Origin of the sequence: Pseudomonas cichorii, from assembly GCF_003700275.1 — a bacterium.
GTDB lineage: Bacteria > Pseudomonadota > Gammaproteobacteria > Pseudomonadales > Pseudomonadaceae > Aquipseudomonas > Aquipseudomonas cichorii_B.
On record NZ_RBRE01000061.1, the window covers coordinates 39,411 to 54,259 of the forward strand.

The 14,849-nt window shown below is 57.9% G+C and carries 13 protein-coding genes; 10 read left to right on the forward strand and 3 right to left on the reverse strand.

All coding sequences use genetic code 11. The annotated features are described in order from the left end of the window. Window positions 1-37: 37 nt before the first annotated feature. On the reverse strand, window positions 38-559 hold the full coding sequence (locus ALQ04_RS17095) for an outer membrane protein assembly factor BamE (protein ID WP_122316936.1): 522 nt from the start codon (window positions 557-559) through the stop codon (window positions 38-40). Window positions 560-657: 98 nt separating this feature from the next. Between ALQ04_RS17095 and fur the strand changes: the two genes are divergently transcribed. Then, the gene (gene fur / locus ALQ04_RS17100; RefSeq protein ID WP_025258484.1) at window positions 658-1,065 is read left to right on the forward strand and encodes a ferric iron uptake transcriptional regulator; all 408 of its coding nucleotides are present in this window, start codon (window positions 658-660) and stop codon (window positions 1,063-1,065) included. 53 nt (window positions 1,066-1,118) lie between these two features. On the opposite strand, the gene recN is transcribed toward fur, so the two are convergent. Further along, window positions 1,119-2,792 (reverse strand): DNA repair protein RecN, encoded by a 1,674-nt coding sequence (gene recN / locus ALQ04_RS17105; RefSeq protein ID WP_122316937.1) that lies wholly within the window; start codon window positions 2,790-2,792, stop codon window positions 1,119-1,121. Between the two features lie 271 nt (window positions 2,793-3,063). Between recN and grpE the strand changes: the two genes are divergently transcribed. From grpE to ALQ04_RS17145, 8 genes are all read left to right on the forward strand, one after another. Next, the gene (grpE, locus tag ALQ04_RS17110) at window positions 3,064-3,627 is read left to right on the forward strand and encodes a nucleotide exchange factor GrpE (RefSeq protein ID WP_122316938.1); all 564 of its coding nucleotides are present in this window, start codon (window positions 3,064-3,066) and stop codon (window positions 3,625-3,627) included. 102 nt (window positions 3,628-3,729) lie between these two features. Continuing rightward, entirely contained in the window at window positions 3,730-5,646 is a 1,917-nt protein-coding gene (gene dnaK / locus ALQ04_RS17115; RefSeq protein WP_122316939.1) for a molecular chaperone DnaK, read from the forward strand. A gap of 324 nt (window positions 5,647-5,970) precedes the next feature. Next, entirely contained in the window at window positions 5,971-7,104 is a 1,134-nt protein-coding gene (gene dnaJ, locus ALQ04_RS17120) for a molecular chaperone DnaJ (protein ID WP_122316993.1), read from the forward strand. 24 nt (window positions 7,105-7,128) lie between these two features. Beyond that, entirely contained in the window at window positions 7,129-7,932 is an 804-nt protein-coding gene (gene dapB / locus ALQ04_RS17125; RefSeq protein ID WP_122316940.1) for a 4-hydroxy-tetrahydrodipicolinate reductase, read from the forward strand. Between the two features lie 271 nt (window positions 7,933-8,203). Then, entirely contained in the window at window positions 8,204-9,340 is a 1,137-nt protein-coding gene (carA, locus tag ALQ04_RS17130; protein ID WP_122316941.1) for a glutamine-hydrolyzing carbamoyl-phosphate synthase small subunit, read from the forward strand. Window positions 9,341-9,476: 136 nt separating this feature from the next. Further along, window positions 9,477-12,698, forward strand: coding sequence for a carbamoyl-phosphate synthase large subunit (carB, locus tag ALQ04_RS17135; protein WP_122316942.1), 3,222 nt, complete (start codon window positions 9,477-9,479; stop codon window positions 12,696-12,698). Continuing rightward, window positions 12,695-13,171 (forward strand): transcription elongation factor GreA, encoded by a 477-nt coding sequence (gene greA / locus ALQ04_RS17140; RefSeq protein WP_122316943.1) that lies wholly within the window; start codon window positions 12,695-12,697, stop codon window positions 13,169-13,171. The genes carB and greA overlap by 4 nt, the downstream gene beginning before the upstream one ends. A gap of 4 nt (window positions 13,172-13,175) precedes the next feature. Further along, a complete protein-coding gene (locus ALQ04_RS17145) occupies window positions 13,176-13,592 on the forward strand; it encodes an MFS transporter (RefSeq protein ID WP_409077269.1) in 417 nt (138 codons plus the stop codon). A 19-nt stretch (window positions 13,593-13,611) separates the two neighbouring features. On the opposite strand, the gene ALQ04_RS17150 is transcribed toward ALQ04_RS17145, so the two are convergent. Further along, entirely contained in the window at window positions 13,612-13,923 is a 312-nt protein-coding gene (locus ALQ04_RS17150; RefSeq protein ID WP_122316944.1) for a YhbY family RNA-binding protein, read from the reverse strand. A gap of 104 nt (window positions 13,924-14,027) precedes the next feature. On the opposite strand from ALQ04_RS17150, the gene rlmE reads away from it, so the two are divergent. After that, complete coding sequence (gene rlmE / locus ALQ04_RS17155; RefSeq protein WP_122316945.1) at window positions 14,028-14,678, forward strand: 23S rRNA (uridine(2552)-2'-O)-methyltransferase RlmE; 651 nt, start codon at window positions 14,028-14,030, stop codon at window positions 14,676-14,678. The last annotated feature ends 171 nt before the right edge of the window (window positions 14,679-14,849 follow it).

Consider the following 14,849-nt stretch of genomic DNA (forward strand, 5'->3'; position numbering starts at 1 on the left):
CCGGCGTGCCGGGCTTTTTTGTGGAAATTGTTTCCGTTTACTGCGGACTTGTTTCCAGAGGCTCTTGCACCGGCACGGGTACAGTTTCGACGCTGTCCACATCCTTCTGGATCTGGTCCAGCAGCGAGCCTGGCTTGGCTGGCGCTTCAGGAGCTTGCTGTGGCTGGTTGTCAGCAGGGACCGCCTGGTTGCTGCTGTTGCCGAGGATGGCTTCATCACGGCTTACACCGGGCATGAAGTCACCGGACAGGCTTACCAGTTGATCGTTGCCGTTGAAAATCAGGCTGACACGTTCCTGCTGGCGTTCACCGCCACCGGGCTGCAGGCTATACAGGTAGTCCCAGCGATCAGTGTGAAATGTGTCGGTTAGCAGGGGGTTGCCCATGATAAACCGTACTTGCCGCCGGGTCATTCCGGGACGTAACTGGTCTATCATATCCTGCGTGACGACATTTCCCTGTTGGATGTCGATTTTGTAAACCCCGGGGAATGAACAACCGGCGAGTGCGAGCAGTCCCACAAGGGTGAAACTGGTTAGCAAGAGCTTGGTGTTTTGCATCGGTGGGCGACTTCCACTATCTTGGCTGGGACAACGTAAACCCGGATCATACCTGCATTAAGAGAAGCTGCGAAGCAGCGTCTGCGAGAAAGCTGACCATGGTTGAAAATAGCGAACTACGTAAAGCAGGACTCAAGGTGACATTGCCTCGGGTCAAAATCCTTCAAATGCTCGATTCTGCCGAGCAGCGCCACATGAGTGCCGAAGATGTCTACAAGGCGCTGATGGAGGCTAGCGAAGATGTCGGTCTGGCTACGGTCTACCGTGTTCTGACTCAGTTTGAAGCTGCTGGATTGGTGGTTCGCCACAATTTCGACGGCGGTCATGCTGTGTTCGAGCTGGCTGATGGCGGCCACCACGACCATATGGTCAATGTGGAGTCCGGCGAAGTGATCGAGTTCTTCGACGAAGAGATCGAGAAACTGCAAAAGGCTATCGTTGAGCGGCACGGTTACGATCTGGTAGATCACAATCTTGTGCTCTACGTGCGTAACAAGAAGGCGTAAGCCTGCATGACGACAAAGGCGACCTCAGGGTCGCCTTTGTGCTTTCTGGTGGGTCAGTTCCTGGCGGTAATGACCATTTTCTTCGCGTGAGCCAGTGACTCCTTGGTCAGGTCGATGCCGCCGAGCATGCGTGCCACTTCTTCTATACGTTCGTTCTTGTTGAGCTTCGATACGGCGGTGCGCGTTGCGTCGTTGCCTCTGACCTTGTGGACGAACAAGTGCTGATGGCCTTGTGCGGCGACCTGCGGAAGGTGGGTCACAGTCATCACTTGCCCGCGCTCGCCCAGGCGGCGCAGCAACTGGCCGACAATTTCGGCTGTCGGGCCGCCAATGCCCACATCGACTTCGTCAAACACCAGGGTCGGCACACGCGAGGTCTGGGCGGTGATGACCTGGATCGCCAGACTGATGCGTGATAGTTCGCCCCCCGAGGCGACCTTGGCCAGGGCCTTGAGCGGTTGTCCGGGGTTGGCGCTGACCAGTAGCTCGACCTGCTCCAGGCCGTGGGGAAGCAGGTCATTGCCGGTATTGGGTTTCAGCTCGATGGTGAACCGACCGCCGGGCATGCCCAGGCGATGAATTTCCTCTTCGACCGCGTGAGCCAGTTCGCTCGATGCGCGCTGGCGCAAATCGCTCAGTTCCCGGGCCTTTTCCTGATAGTGGCGGGCGAAGGAGGCCAGTTCGTGCTCCAGTCGCTCGATGGACTCGTCGTTGGCATTGAGCGTTTCGATTTCGTCCAGCAGCTTTTGCTGCAGCGTGCTCAGTTCGGTGGGCTGGATGCGGTGCTTGCGGGCCAGTGTATAGATGCTGTCCAGGCGTTCTTCGAGCTGTTGCAGGCGCGCAGGATCGGCGTCGAAATGGTCGAGGAAGCGATTCAACTCACCGACGGCTTCTTCTATCTGTATCTGTGCGCTGGACAGCAGGTCGGTAGCTTCGCTGAGGGCTGTCGGCGAGTTGTTGACGCTGCCGAGGCGGTTCAGGCTGGCGGTCAGGGCATTCAGTACATTGCCTGAATCGCTTTCGCTGCACTGTTCGACGACCTGACGGCAGATGCTCAGCAGGCTTTCTGCGTTGGTCAGGTTCTTGTGTTCCTGTTCGAGTTGTTCCAGCTCGTTTTCGCCCAGGCTCAGGCTTTCCAGTTCTTCGAGCTGGTAGCTGAGCAACTGGTGTCTGGCGCGCTGTTCGTCGCCGGAATTGGAGAGTCGCTCCAGTTCCTGGCGAGTCTGGCGCCAGCGTTGTGCAGCCATCTGGACCTGGCGCGCCAGATCGGTTGCGCCGGCATATTCGTCCAGCAGGCGCCTGTGGGTATCGGTTTTCAGCAGTGACTGGTGTTCATGCTGGCTGTGGATATCGATCAGCAGTTCGCCGAGCGCTTTCAGGTCGCCTTGCGGGCAGGGCGTGCCATTGATGTAGGCGCGTGAGCGACCTTCGGCGGTTATGACCCGACGCAGAATGCAGGGGCCGTCATTGTCCAGGTCGCGCTCCTTGAGCCAGGCCTGCGCTTCGGGAATATCGCCGAGGTCGAAGGTGGCCAGAATATCGGCCTTGTCAGCGCCCGGACGCACGACGCCGCTGTCGGCGCGGTCGCCCAGGGTCAGGCCGAGGGCATCGAGCATGATCGACTTGCCGGCACCGGTTTCGCCAGTGATTACGCTCATGCCTCGATCCAGTTCCAGATCAAGGTGTTCGACGATGGCGTAGTTATGTACGGAAAGGTGCACCAGCATGGAGTGGCTCCCAAGCGATTTGTCTGGTTATTTATACAGTTTTTTGTTTGGTTCTGACAATGCTTGCGCTTAGCTCGATTTGATCGGTCTGAAGAATTTTTAAGTCCGTCAGGTGCTGAAAAGCGCTTCTTTCAGCATGGCCGTGATGAAGGAAATTTTCAGGCAATGTGCAGATACGTCATGCCCAGCCCTTGAAGCCTGAAAATCCGTTCCCATATAGGGGGCAGAAGCGCGAGATGGGTTCGCGGACGTTTTTGAGAGGAGAACACTTATGGCTGACGAACAGAATCTGGATGCGCAAAACCAGGACCAGGCTGGCGAGACAGCTTCGGGTGATGATCTGGCAACTCGTGTGCAAGTGCTCGAAGAGCAATTGGCTGCGGCGCAGGACCAGTCCCTGCGCGTCGCTGCGGATCTGCAGAACGTACGTCGTCGTGCAGAACAGGATGTAGAAAAGGCTCACAAATTTGCACTTGAGAAGTTCGCGGGCGACCTGCTGCCTATCGTCGACAGCCTTGAGCGTGGCCTGGACCTGTCCAATCCGGACGACGAAAGCATTCGTCCGATGCGTGAAGGTATCGAGCTGACGCTGAAAATGTTCGGCGACACCCTCAAGCGCTATCACCTGGAAGCAATCGACCCGCACGGCCAGCCATTCAATGCCGAACATCATCAGGCAATGGCCATGCAGGAAAGCGCTGATGTCGAGCCCAACAGCGTTCTGAAAGTGTTCCAGAAGGGTTATCAGCTCAACGGTCGTCTGTTGCGCCCGGCCATGGTCGTGGTCAGCAAGGCACCGTCGCCTGTTTCGCCATCAATTGATGAGCAGGCTTGAAATCAGCTGTCTGGCCCCCATTTATAGGCCAAGCGTTTAAGAGCTACCGCAATTTGTAAACGCAGTTGCGGCAACCAAATCAAAGTTTCGGGAGAGTCAAAGATGGGCAAGATTATCGGTATTGACCTGGGGACCACCAACTCCTGCGTCTCTATTCTGGAAAACGGCAACGTCAAGGTTATCGAGAACGCCGAAGGCACTCGTACTACCCCTTCGATCATTGCCTACGCCAACGATGGCGAAATTCTGGTTGGCCAGTCGGCCAAGCGTCAGGCGGTGACCAATCCGCACAACACTCTGTACGCAGTCAAGCGTCTGATCGGTCGTCGTTTTGAAGAAGACGTAGTTCAGAAAGACATCCAGATGGTTCCGTACAAGATCGCCAAGGCTGACAACGGCGACGCCTGGGTCGAAGTGAATGGCCAGAAAATGGCACCTCCTCAGATTTCTGCGGAAATCCTGAAGAAGATGAAGAAGACCGCTGAAGACTACCTCGGTGAAACCGTTACCGAAGCCGTCATCACCGTTCCGGCCTACTTCAACGACAGCCAGCGTCAAGCTACCAAGGATGCCGGTCGCATCGCGGGTCTGGACGTAAAACGTATCATCAACGAGCCAACCGCAGCCGCTCTGGCCTACGGCATGGACAAGGCGAAGGGCGACCACACTGTCATCGTTTATGACCTGGGTGGCGGTACTTTCGACGTTTCGGTCATCGAAATCGCTGAAGTTGACGGCGAGCACCAGTTTGAAGTGCTGGCAACCAACGGTGACACCTTCCTGGGTGGTGAGGACTTCGACATTCGTCTGATCGACTACCTCGTCGACGAATTCAAGAAAGAAAGCGGCATGAACCTCAAGGGTGATCCGCTGGCGATGCAGCGTCTGAAAGAAGCTGCCGAAAAAGCCAAGATCGAGCTGTCTTCCAGCATGCAGACCGACGTCAACCTGCCGTACATCACTGCAGACGCTACCGGTCCAAAGCACTTGAACGTGAAAATTTCGCGCTCCAAGCTGGAATCGCTGGTTGAAGACCTGGTGCAGCGCACCATCGAGCCTTGCCGTATCGCGCTGAAAGACGCCGGTATCGACATCGGTGCGATCAACGACGTGATCCTGGTCGGTGGCCAGACTCGCATGCCGCTGGTCCAGAAGCTGGTTACCGAGTTCTTCGGTAAGGAAGCTCGCAAGGACGTCAACCCGGACGAAGCTGTAGCCATGGGTGCTGCCATCCAGGGCGCGGTACTGGCCGGTGACGTGAAAGACGTTCTGCTGCTGGACGTCAGCCCGCTGACGCTGGGTATCGAAACCATGGGCGGCGTGATGACTGCGCTGATCGAGAAGAACACCACGATTCCTACCAAGAAATCGCAGGTTTTCTCGACTGCCGATGACAACCAGAACGCCGTGACCATTCACGTTCTGCAGGGTGAGCGCAAGCAAGCCGGCCAGAACAAGTCGCTGGGCAAGTTCGATCTGGCCGAGATTCCACCTGCTCCACGTGGCGTGCCACAGATCGAAGTAACCTTCGACATCGACGCCAACGGCATCCTGCACGTCGGCGCGAAAGACAAGGCGACCGGCAAGCAACAGTCGATCGTGATCAAGGCCAACTCGGGTCTGTCGGACGAAGAAATCCAGCAGATGATCCGCGACGCTGAAGCCAACAGCGAAGAAGACCGCAAGTTTGAAGAGCTGGCTTCTGCGCGTAACCAGGGCGACGCACTGGTTCACTCGACTCGCAAGATGCTCAGCGATGCTGGCGATAAAGTGACTGCGGAAGAGAAGACTGCCGTTGAAGCTGCTCTGGTTGCTCTGGAAGCGGCCGTCAAGGGCGACGACAAGGCTGCCATCGACGCCAAGGTCGAAGAGCTGTCCAAGGTGTCCGCGCCGATTGCTCAGAAAATGTACGCTGAGCAGGCTGAAAACCCTGAAGCGGCTGAAAAGCCTGCTGAAGAGAAAGCCAAGGCTGACGACGTGGTCGACGCCGAGTTTGAAGAAGTCAAAGACCACAAGTAAGCGCATGCTCGCTTGAAGGCCAGTTGACCCGTTCCGGGCGGTGGCTGGTAGGATGTCGCCGCGCGGGAGCTTGCTCCCGCGTTGGCGTGTCTGGAACAGGCAAAATTTCGGCGTGCGGATCTTGGTCCTCACGCTCTGTGGCAAGGTCGCGATGCTCCTGCATGGCGATTCGTTCTGCCGCTTTCTCGGTCAGGCAACTGACTGTCGAACGAAGACCAGGATCGTTGAATTGACGTGAGTTGGGTCCGGGCCTGTATGGGGCTCAACGAGTTTGGCAAGGCTCAGGAGGGTTTTGCCGAACGTCCTCAAGAGTGCGGAAGAATTATGGCAAAGCGTGATTATTATGAAGTGTTGGGGGTGGAGCGGGGCGTCAACGAGGCCGAGCTGAAGAAGGCTTATCGCCGCCTCGCGATGAAGCATCACCCCGACCGCAACCCTGATGACAAGGCTGCGGAAGAACTGTTCAAAGAGGCCAACGAGGCCTATGAAGTGCTGTCCGATGCCAGCAAGCGTGCCGCGTACGATCAGTACGGCCATGCCGGTGTAGATCCGAGCATGGGTGGCGGCGGTTTCGGTGGTGGCGCGGGCGGTGCGAACTTCTCCGATATCTTCGGCGATGTGTTCAGCGACTTCTTCGGTGGTGGCCGTGGTGGTGGCGGTCGTGGCGGCGCGCAGCGCGGCAGCGATTTGCGCTACACCCTTGAGCTGGATCTTGAAGAGGCGGTGCGCGGTACGACCGTGAATATCCGTGTTCCGACGCTGGTCAACTGCAAGCCTTGCGATGGCAGTGGCGCGAAGAAAGGTTCTTCGCCGGTCACTTGCCCGACGTGTGGCGGTATTGGTCAGGTACGCATGCAGCAGGGGTTCTTCTCCGTGCAGCAGACCTGTCCGCGTTGCCATGGTCACGGCAAGATCATTTCCGATCCGTGCGATTCGTGTCATGGCGAAGGCCGTGTCGAAGAATCCAAGACCCTGTCGGTCAAGGTTCCGCCAGGCGTCGATACCGGTGACCGCATTCGTCTGTCCGGCGAAGGCGAAGTGGGTTCACAGGGTGGGCCGACCGGCGACCTGTACGTTGTGATCAATGTGCGCGAGCACGCGATTTTCCAGCGCGACGGCAAGCATCTGTATTGCGAAGTGCCAATCAGCTTCACTGACGCGGCTCTGGGTGGCGAGCTTGAAGTGCCGACCCTGGATGGTCGGGTCAAGTTGAAGATTCCTGAGGGTACCCAGACCGGCAAGCAGTTCCGCTTGCGTGGCAAGGGTGTCGCTCCGGTGCGTGGCGGCGGTGCTGGCGACTTGATGTGCCGTGTCGCGGTTGAAACCCCGGTCAACCTCGGCAAGCGTCAGCGTGAACTGCTCGAAGAGTTCCGTACCTCGCTTGAAGGCGACGACTCGCATTCCCCGAAAGCCAGTGGCTGGTTCGAGGGTGTGAAGCGTTTCTTCGGTGATCTGTAAGGGCTGATTCGGCAGGAGAGAGTTATGCGACGTATTGCTGTGGTAGGCGCCGCCGGGCGCATGGGTAAGACTTTGATCGAAGCGGTGCTGTCGGCGCCGGGTGCCGGGCTGACGGCCGCAATCGACCGTCCGGACAGCACGCTGGTGGGTGCCGATGCTGGCGAACTGGCTGCGCTGGGTCGTATCGGCGTGCCGTTGTCGGGTGATGTGGCCCGGGTTGCCGATGAGTTCGATGTGTTGATCGACTTCACGCATCCGACGGTCACGCTGAAGAATCTGGCGTTCTGCCGCAAGGCAGGCAAGGCCATGATCATCGGTACTACCGGCTTCAGTGTTGAAGAGAAGCAGGTGCTGGCCGAGGCCGGGAAAGAGATCCCTATCGTTTTTGCGGCCAACTTCAGCGTTGGTGTGAACCTTTGCCTGAAGCTGCTGGATACCGCGGCTCGCGTACTGGGTGACGATGTCGATATCGAGATCACCGAGGCTCATCACCGGCACAAGGTCGATGCGCCTTCGGGTACGGCATTGCGCATGGGCGAAGTGGTTGCCGAGGCGCTGGGTCGTGATCTGGAGAAGGTCGCTGTCTACGGTCGTGAAGGCCAGACAGGTGCCCGTGATCGTCAGTCGATCGGTTTTGCGACCATTCGCGCCGGGGATATCGTGGGTGACCATACGGTGTTGTTCGCTGCTGATGGCGAGCGGGTGGAAATCACCCACAAGGCCTCCAGTCGCATGACCTTTGCCAAGGGTGCCGTACGCGCAGCCATGTGGCTCGATGGCAAGGCGCCAGGTCTTTATGACATGCAGGACGTGCTGGAACTGCGCTGATAAAAGGCGCTGGATGAGGGTTTGCTGGCTCGTGCTCAGGTGTGGGCTGCGCCCCTCATCGGCTTCTGGCGGGTTTGCCCTGTCGCATTCCGTGAGTTTTCGGACTCATTGGTGGTAGACCCAAACAGGCTTTTTCTGTAAGCTACAGCTTTAGTGTGTCCACTAAAAGCGCGCAGATGATTCGATAAGAAAGCGGGGTGACGTATCTACGTCATTCCGCTTTTTTGCAACCTGCGAACGCCCTTTCAGGCTTTATTTACGGGAGGTCTTCTTGACTAAGCCAGCCATACTTGCCCTTGCTGATGGCAGCATTTTTCGCGGCGAAGCCATTGGAGCCGACGGCCAGACCGTTGGTGAGGTGGTGTTCAACACCGCAATGACCGGCTATCAGGAAATCCTTACCGATCCTTCCTATGCCCAGCAAATCGTTACTCTGACTTACCCGCACATCGGCAACACCGGCACCACGCCGGAAGACGCCGAGTCGAATCGCGTATGGTCTGCAGGCCTGGTCATTCGTGACCTGCCACTGGTATCAAGCAACTGGCGCAACAAGCAGCCACTGGACGAATACCTCAAGGCCAACAACGTCGTTGCCATCGCTGGTATTGACACTCGTCGCCTGACCCGCATCCTGCGTGAGAAAGGCGCACAGAACGGCTGCATCATGGCCGGTGACAACATTTCCGAAGAGGCTGCAATCGCAGCGGCTCGCGGCTTCCCGGGCCTCAAGGGCATGGATCTGGCCAAAGTGGTCAGCACCAAGGAAAGCTACGAGTGGCGTTCCAGCGTCTGGAATCTGAAGACCGACAGCCACCCTGAAATCGCTGCTGCCGAATTGCCTTACCATGTCGTGGCTTACGACTACGGCGTCAAGGTCAATATCCTGCGCATGCTGGTCGAGCGCGGTTGCCGCGTCACCGTGGTTCCGGCGCAAACGCCTGCCAGCGACGTGCTTGCCTACAGCCCGGACGGTGTTTTCCTGTCCAACGGCCCTGGCGATCCCGAGCCATGCGACTACGCCATCAAGGCCATCAAGGAAGTCCTGGAAACCGAGATTCCGGTTTTCGGTATCTGCCTGGGCCACCAGTTGCTGGCTCTGGCTTCCGGTGCCAAGACGGTAAAAATGGGCCACGGCCACCACGGCGCCAACCACCCGGTCCAGGATCTGGACACCGGTGTCGTCATGATCACCAGCCAGAACCACGGCTTTGCAGTGGACGAGTCGACTCTGCCGGGCAACGTGCGCGCCATCCACAAGTCGCTGTTCGACGGTACCCTGCAGGGTATCGAGCGTACCGACAAGAGCGCATTCAGCTTCCAGGGGCACCCTGAAGCCAGCCCGGGCCCGAATGACGTCGCCCCTCTGTTTGATCGCTTTATCGAAGCCATGGCCAAGCGACGCTGACCGGTTGCCTTGAGAATGTAGTAAGCAGGTGCCAGGGTGGCCCCGGATGACGAGTCCGGTTGTCGCCACCCAGGCCACCTCAAAGAAATATTCAAGACGGCTTGCCGACTGACCTACGGATTTGAGTGACAACCCCATGCCAAAACGTACAGATATTAAAAGCATCCTGATTCTCGGCGCCGGCCCCATCGTGATCGGCCAGGCCTGTGAATTCGACTACTCCGGCGCCCAGGCCTGCAAGGCACTGCGCGAAGAGGGTTACCGCGTCATCCTGGTGAACTCCAACCCGGCGACCATCATGACCGATCCGGCCATGGCCGACGCGACCTACATCGAGCCGATCAAGTGGCAGACCGTTGCCAAGATCATCGAAAAAGAGCGTCCGGATGCCGTGCTGCCAACCATGGGTGGCCAGACCGCACTGAACTGCGCACTGGACCTGGAGCGCGAAGGCGTTCTGGAGAAGTTCGGCGTTGAAATGATCGGCGCCAATGCCGACACCATCGACAAGGCCGAAGATCGTTCGCGCTTCGACAAGGCCATGAAGTCCATCGGTCTGGAATGCCCGCGCTCCGGCATTGCCCACACCATGGAAGAAGCCAACGCGGTTCTCGAGAAGCTGGGCTTCCCGTGCATCATTCGTCCGTCCTTCACCATGGGCGGCACCGGTGGCGGTATCGCGTACAACCGTGAAGAGTTCGAGGAAATCTGTGCCCGTGGTCTGGACCTGTCGCCGACCAAGGAGCTGCTGATCGACGAATCGCTGATCGGCTGGAAAGAATATGAAATGGAAGTTGTCCGCGACAAGAAGGACAACTGCATCATCGTCTGCTCCATCGAAAACTTTGACCCGATGGGCGTGCACACCGGTGACTCGATCACTGTTGCACCGGCTCAGACCCTGACGGACAAGGAATACCAGATCCTGCGTAACGCCTCGCTGGCAGTGCTGCGCGAGATCGGCGTGGAAACCGGCGGTTCCAACGTACAGTTCGGTATCTGTCCGGACACCGGCCGCATGGTCGTGATCGAGATGAACCCGCGTGTATCGCGTTCCTCGGCACTGGCTTCCAAGGCTACCGGCTTCCCGATCGCCAAGGTCGCGGCCAAGCTGGCTGTTGGCTACACCCTTGACGAGCTGCAGAACGACATCACTGGCGGCAAGACCCCGGCGTCCTTCGAGCCGTCCATCGATTACGTGGTCACCAAGCTGCCGCGATTCGCCTTCGAGAAGTTCTCCAAGGCTGACGCACGCCTGACGACCCAGATGAAGTCGGTCGGTGAAGTCATGGCTATCGGCCGTACCTTCCAGGAATCCCTGCAGAAAGCCCTGCGCGGCCTGGAAGTCGGTGTCAGCGGCCTTGACCCGAAACTGGACCTGAGCGATCCGGAAAGCATGAGCACGCTCAAGCGCGAGCTGACCGTTCCGGGTGCCGAGCGTATCTGGTACGTCGCCGATGCTTTCCGTGCTGGCATCACGGTCGAAGAAATCTTCGGCATGAACATGATCGACCCTTGGTTCCTGGTGCAGATCGAAGATCTGATCAAGGAAGAAGAGAAGGTCAAGACTCTGGGGCTGTCGGCCATCGACCGCGACCTGATGTTCCGCCTCAAGCGTAAAGGCTTCTCCGATGCACGTCTGGCCAAGCTGCTGGGCGTCACCGAGAAGAACCTGCGTACTCATCGCCAGAAGCTCGAAGTGTTCCCGGTCTACAAGCGCGTCGACACCTGCGCGGCCGAGTTCGCAACCGATACTGCCTACCTGTACTCGACGTACGAGGAAGAGTGCGAAGCCAATCCGTCGACTCGCGACAAGATCATGATCCTGGGTGGCGGTCCTAACCGTATCGGCCAGGGTATCGAGTTCGACTACTGCTGTGTACACGCTGCCCTGGCGCTGCGCGATGACGGGTACGAGACCATCATGGTCAACTGCAACCCGGAAACCGTATCCACCGACTACGACACTTCCGACCGCCTGTACTTCGAGCCGGTAACCCTGGAAGACGTGCTGGAAATCGTGCGCGTGGAGAAGCCTAAAGGTGTGATCGTCCAGTACGGTGGCCAGACGCCGCTGAAACTGGCTCGCGCCCTGGAAGCGGCCGGTGTACCGATCATCGGCACCAGCCCTGACGCCATCGACCGTGCAGAAGACCGTGAGCGCTTCCAGCAGATGGTTGAACGCCTGAACCTGCGTCAGCCGCCAAACGCTACCGTGCGCAGCGAAGACGAAGCGATCCGCGCTGCGGCGAAGATCGGTTACCCGCTGGTTGTGCGTCCGTCCTACGTGTTGGGTGGTCGGGCGATGGAAATCGTCTACCAGGAAGAAGAACTCAAGCGCTACCTGCGTGAAGCCGTCCAGGTTTCCAATGACAGCCCGGTGTTGCTCGATCACTTCCTGAACTGCGCCATCGAAATGGACGTCGATGCTGTCTGCGACGGTACCGACGTGGTGATCGGCGCGATCATGCAGCACATCGAGCAGGCGGGCGTTCACTCCGGTGACTCCGCCTGTTCGCTGCCGCCTTACTCGCTGCCGGCCCATATCCAGGACGAAATGCGCGAGCAGGTCAAGAAGATGGCCCTGGAACTGGGCGTTGTCGGCCTGATGAACGTTCAGTTGGCGCTGCAAGGCGAAGACATCTACGTCATCGAAGTGAACCCGCGTGCATCGCGTACAGTTCCTTTCGTCTCCAAGTGCATCGGCGTTTCCCTGGCCATGATCGCTGCTCGCGTCATGGCGGGTAAAACCCTGAAGGAACTGGGTTTCACCAAGGAAATCATTCCGAACTTCTACAGTGTGAAAGAAGCGGTCTTCCCGTTCGCCAAGTTCCCGGGTGTTGACCCGATCCTCGGCCCGGAAATGAAATCGACCGGTGAAGTCATGGGCGTGGGCGATACCTTTGGTGAAGCCTTTGCCAAGGCCCAGATGGGGGCCAGTGAAATTCTGCCGACCGGCGGCACGGCGTTCATCAGCGTGCGCAATGACGACAAGCCATTGGTTGCCGCTGTCGCTCGCGACCTGATCAGCCTCGGTTTCGAGATCGTTGCGACTGCCGGTACGGCGAAGCTGATCGAGGCGGCCGGCTTGAAGGTGCGTCGCGTCAACAAGGTGACCGAGGGTCGTCCACACGTGGTCGACATGATCAAGAATGACGAAGTCACGCTGATCATCAACACCACTGAAGGCCGCCAGTCGATCGCCGATTCTTACTCCATTCGTCGCAACGCCTTGCAGCACAAGATTTACTGCACCACTACTATTGCTGCAGGTGAAGCCATCTGTGAAGCGCTCAAGTTCGGTCCTGAAAAGACCGTACGCCGCTTGCAGGATCTACATGCAGGACTGAAGGCATGATCAAATACCCAATGACTGTCCAGGGTGCTCGCGCCCTGGAAGAAGAGTTGACGCATCTGACCAAGGTCATTCGCCCCAAGCTCAGCCAGGACATCGGTACTGCGCGTGAGCTGGGCGACCTGAAGGAAAACGCCGAATACCATGCTGCCCGCGAGCAGCAAGGTATGGTCGAGGCGCGTATCCGTGATATCGAAGGCCGCATGCAGAATGCGGTCATCATCGATGTTGCGACCATTCCTCATACGGGAAAGGTGATTTTCGGTACGACCGTCCAGATCGCCAACGTTGAAACAGACGAGTCCGTTACCTATCAGATCGTCGGCGAGGATGAGGCAGACATCAAGCTGGGCAAGATTTCCGTCGGTTCCCCTATCGCGCGCGCCTTGATTGCCAAGGAAGAGGGCGATGTGGTGGCGGTGAAAACGCCTAGCGGTCTGATCGAGTACGAGATCATTGAAGTCCGTCACGTTTGATGGAGTGCGCCCGTTTCCTGCGGGCGCAATTATCTGGCAGCTTGCCCAGACCTTGTGGGTGGGCGGGCTGGTCCTGCTGCATCTGGCGACATTGGCCGTGCTTGATCAGACGGGCCTTGCGCCGCTGTTCATCGACCAGTTCGCCAACCGTGCCAGCGCTCTGCTGGTAGGGTTTGCGGCGGCCTGTGCAGTGCTTCAGCTGGTGGTTCTGGTCAGGTTCGAGCGATTGGCAAGTATCTGGCGGGATTTTCGCGGGCAACTGCTTTCAATTGCATTGATGTCGTCAGCGATCTACTACGTGCTTCGGCACTGGTTTGCCGATGCCTTGCACTGGCAGTTGCTGAGCTATCTGGTACTGGCGTTGAGTGGCTTGTTGCTGGTCTTGCAGCCGGTGCCGGGAAGAGGCATCAGGGCGCACTGAAGGCGCCCTGATTGCTGTTTTATCCGTGCGCGCGGTGGACGTTGGACAATTGCTTGTTTACCTTTGGGTTCTTGCGATAGATCAGCGCCATCTTGCCGATGACCTGTACAAGGTCCGCTGAGCCGACCTTGCAGAGTTCTGCAATGGTCTGGAGGCGGCTTTCGCGATCGAGGATATTGAGTTTGATCTTGATCAGTTCGTGATCGCTCAGTGCGCGTTCGAGTTCGGCGAGCACGCCCTCAGTCAAACCATTGTCAGCCACGATCAATACTGGTTTCAGGTGGTGGCCAATGGATTTGTATTGTTTCTTCTGCTCTTGAGTGAGCGGCATAATCTGACCTCTGCGTCTGATCTTGTAAAAAGCGGCGGCCAGTTTACCCGAGCGAGTCCGGGACCGCCCAGTTAATCACGACTCGTTTATTTTTGAGGTGCCCCGTGGCCCGTTCCAAGACAAGCCATAACTGGCTCAAAGAACACTTTGATGACAAATACGTCAAAATGGCGCAGAAGGACGGTTACCGTTCTCGCGCCAGCTACAAGCTTCTGGAAATCCAGGAGAAGGACAAGATCATCCGTCCAGGCATGACGGTCATCGACCTCGGTGCGGCGCCGGGTGGCTGGTCGCAGGTGACCAGTCGTCTGATTGGCGGTCAGGGTCGGCTGATTGCGTCCGATATCCTGGAAATGGACAGCATCCCCGATGTGACCTTCATCAAGGGTGACTTCACCGAGGACGCCGTTCTCGCTCAAATCCTCGAAGCTGTCGGTAATACGCAGGTAGACCTTGTGATTTCCGATATGGCCCCCAATATGAGTGGATTGAGCGCTGTGGATATGCCGCGTGCAATGTTCCTCTGCGAATTGGCGCTGGATCTTGCTGGTCGCGTATTGCGTCCGGGCGGTGATTTTCTGATCAAGGTCTTCCAGGGTGAAGGCTTCGATGTGTACCACAAGGATATTCGCAAGCTGTTCGACAAGGTGCAGATGCGCAAGCCATTGTCGTCGCGCGACAGGTCCCGTGAGCAATATCTGCTGGCTCGCGGCTTCCGTGCAGTCGACGGCGCGGCAAGCGATGAGCGTCTTTGAGGGTATCCGATAGCTTTTTTCAAATGGCTATGTCGATGGCGCATGTATGACCATCGCGTAGTCAAAGTTTCACAAAGGGTTACAGACGGTGCCTGCCACATCTGTAGGTTCTGTAGTAAGTTAGGCCGGTGAATATCATGCGAGGCACGCTTCCTGCGTGGAGCTTGCTTC

Excerpts from the sequence above, each read along its gene's own strand:
- grpE (WP_122316938.1), top strand. The coding sequence starts at position 3,064 with ATGGCTGACGAACAGAATCTGGATGCGCAAAACCAGGACCAGGCTGGC.
- dnaK (WP_122316939.1), top strand. The coding sequence starts at position 3,730 with ATGGGCAAGATTATCGGTATTGACCTGGGGACCACCAACTCCTGCGTC.
- dnaJ (WP_122316993.1), top strand. The coding sequence starts at position 5,971 with ATGGCAAAGCGTGATTATTATGAAGTGTTGGGGGTGGAGCGGGGCGTC.
- greA (WP_122316943.1), top strand. The coding sequence starts at position 12,695 with ATGATCAAATACCCAATGACTGTCCAGGGTGCTCGCGCCCTGGAAGAA.
- ALQ04_RS17150 (WP_122316944.1), bottom strand. The coding sequence starts at position 13,923 with ATGCCGCTCACTCAAGAGCAGAAGAAACAATACAAATCCATTGGCCAC.
- ALQ04_RS17095 (WP_122316936.1), bottom strand. The coding sequence starts at position 559 with ATGCAAAACACCAAGCTCTTGCTAACCAGTTTCACCCTTGTGGGACTG.
- dapB (WP_122316940.1), top strand. The coding sequence starts at position 7,129 with ATGCGACGTATTGCTGTGGTAGGCGCCGCCGGGCGCATGGGTAAGACT.
- carB (WP_122316942.1), top strand. The coding sequence starts at position 9,477 with ATGCCAAAACGTACAGATATTAAAAGCATCCTGATTCTCGGCGCCGGC.
- recN (WP_122316937.1), bottom strand. The coding sequence starts at position 2,792 with ATGCTGGTGCACCTTTCCGTACATAACTACGCCATCGTCGAACACCTT.
- fur (WP_025258484.1), top strand. The coding sequence starts at position 658 with ATGGTTGAAAATAGCGAACTACGTAAAGCAGGACTCAAGGTGACATTG.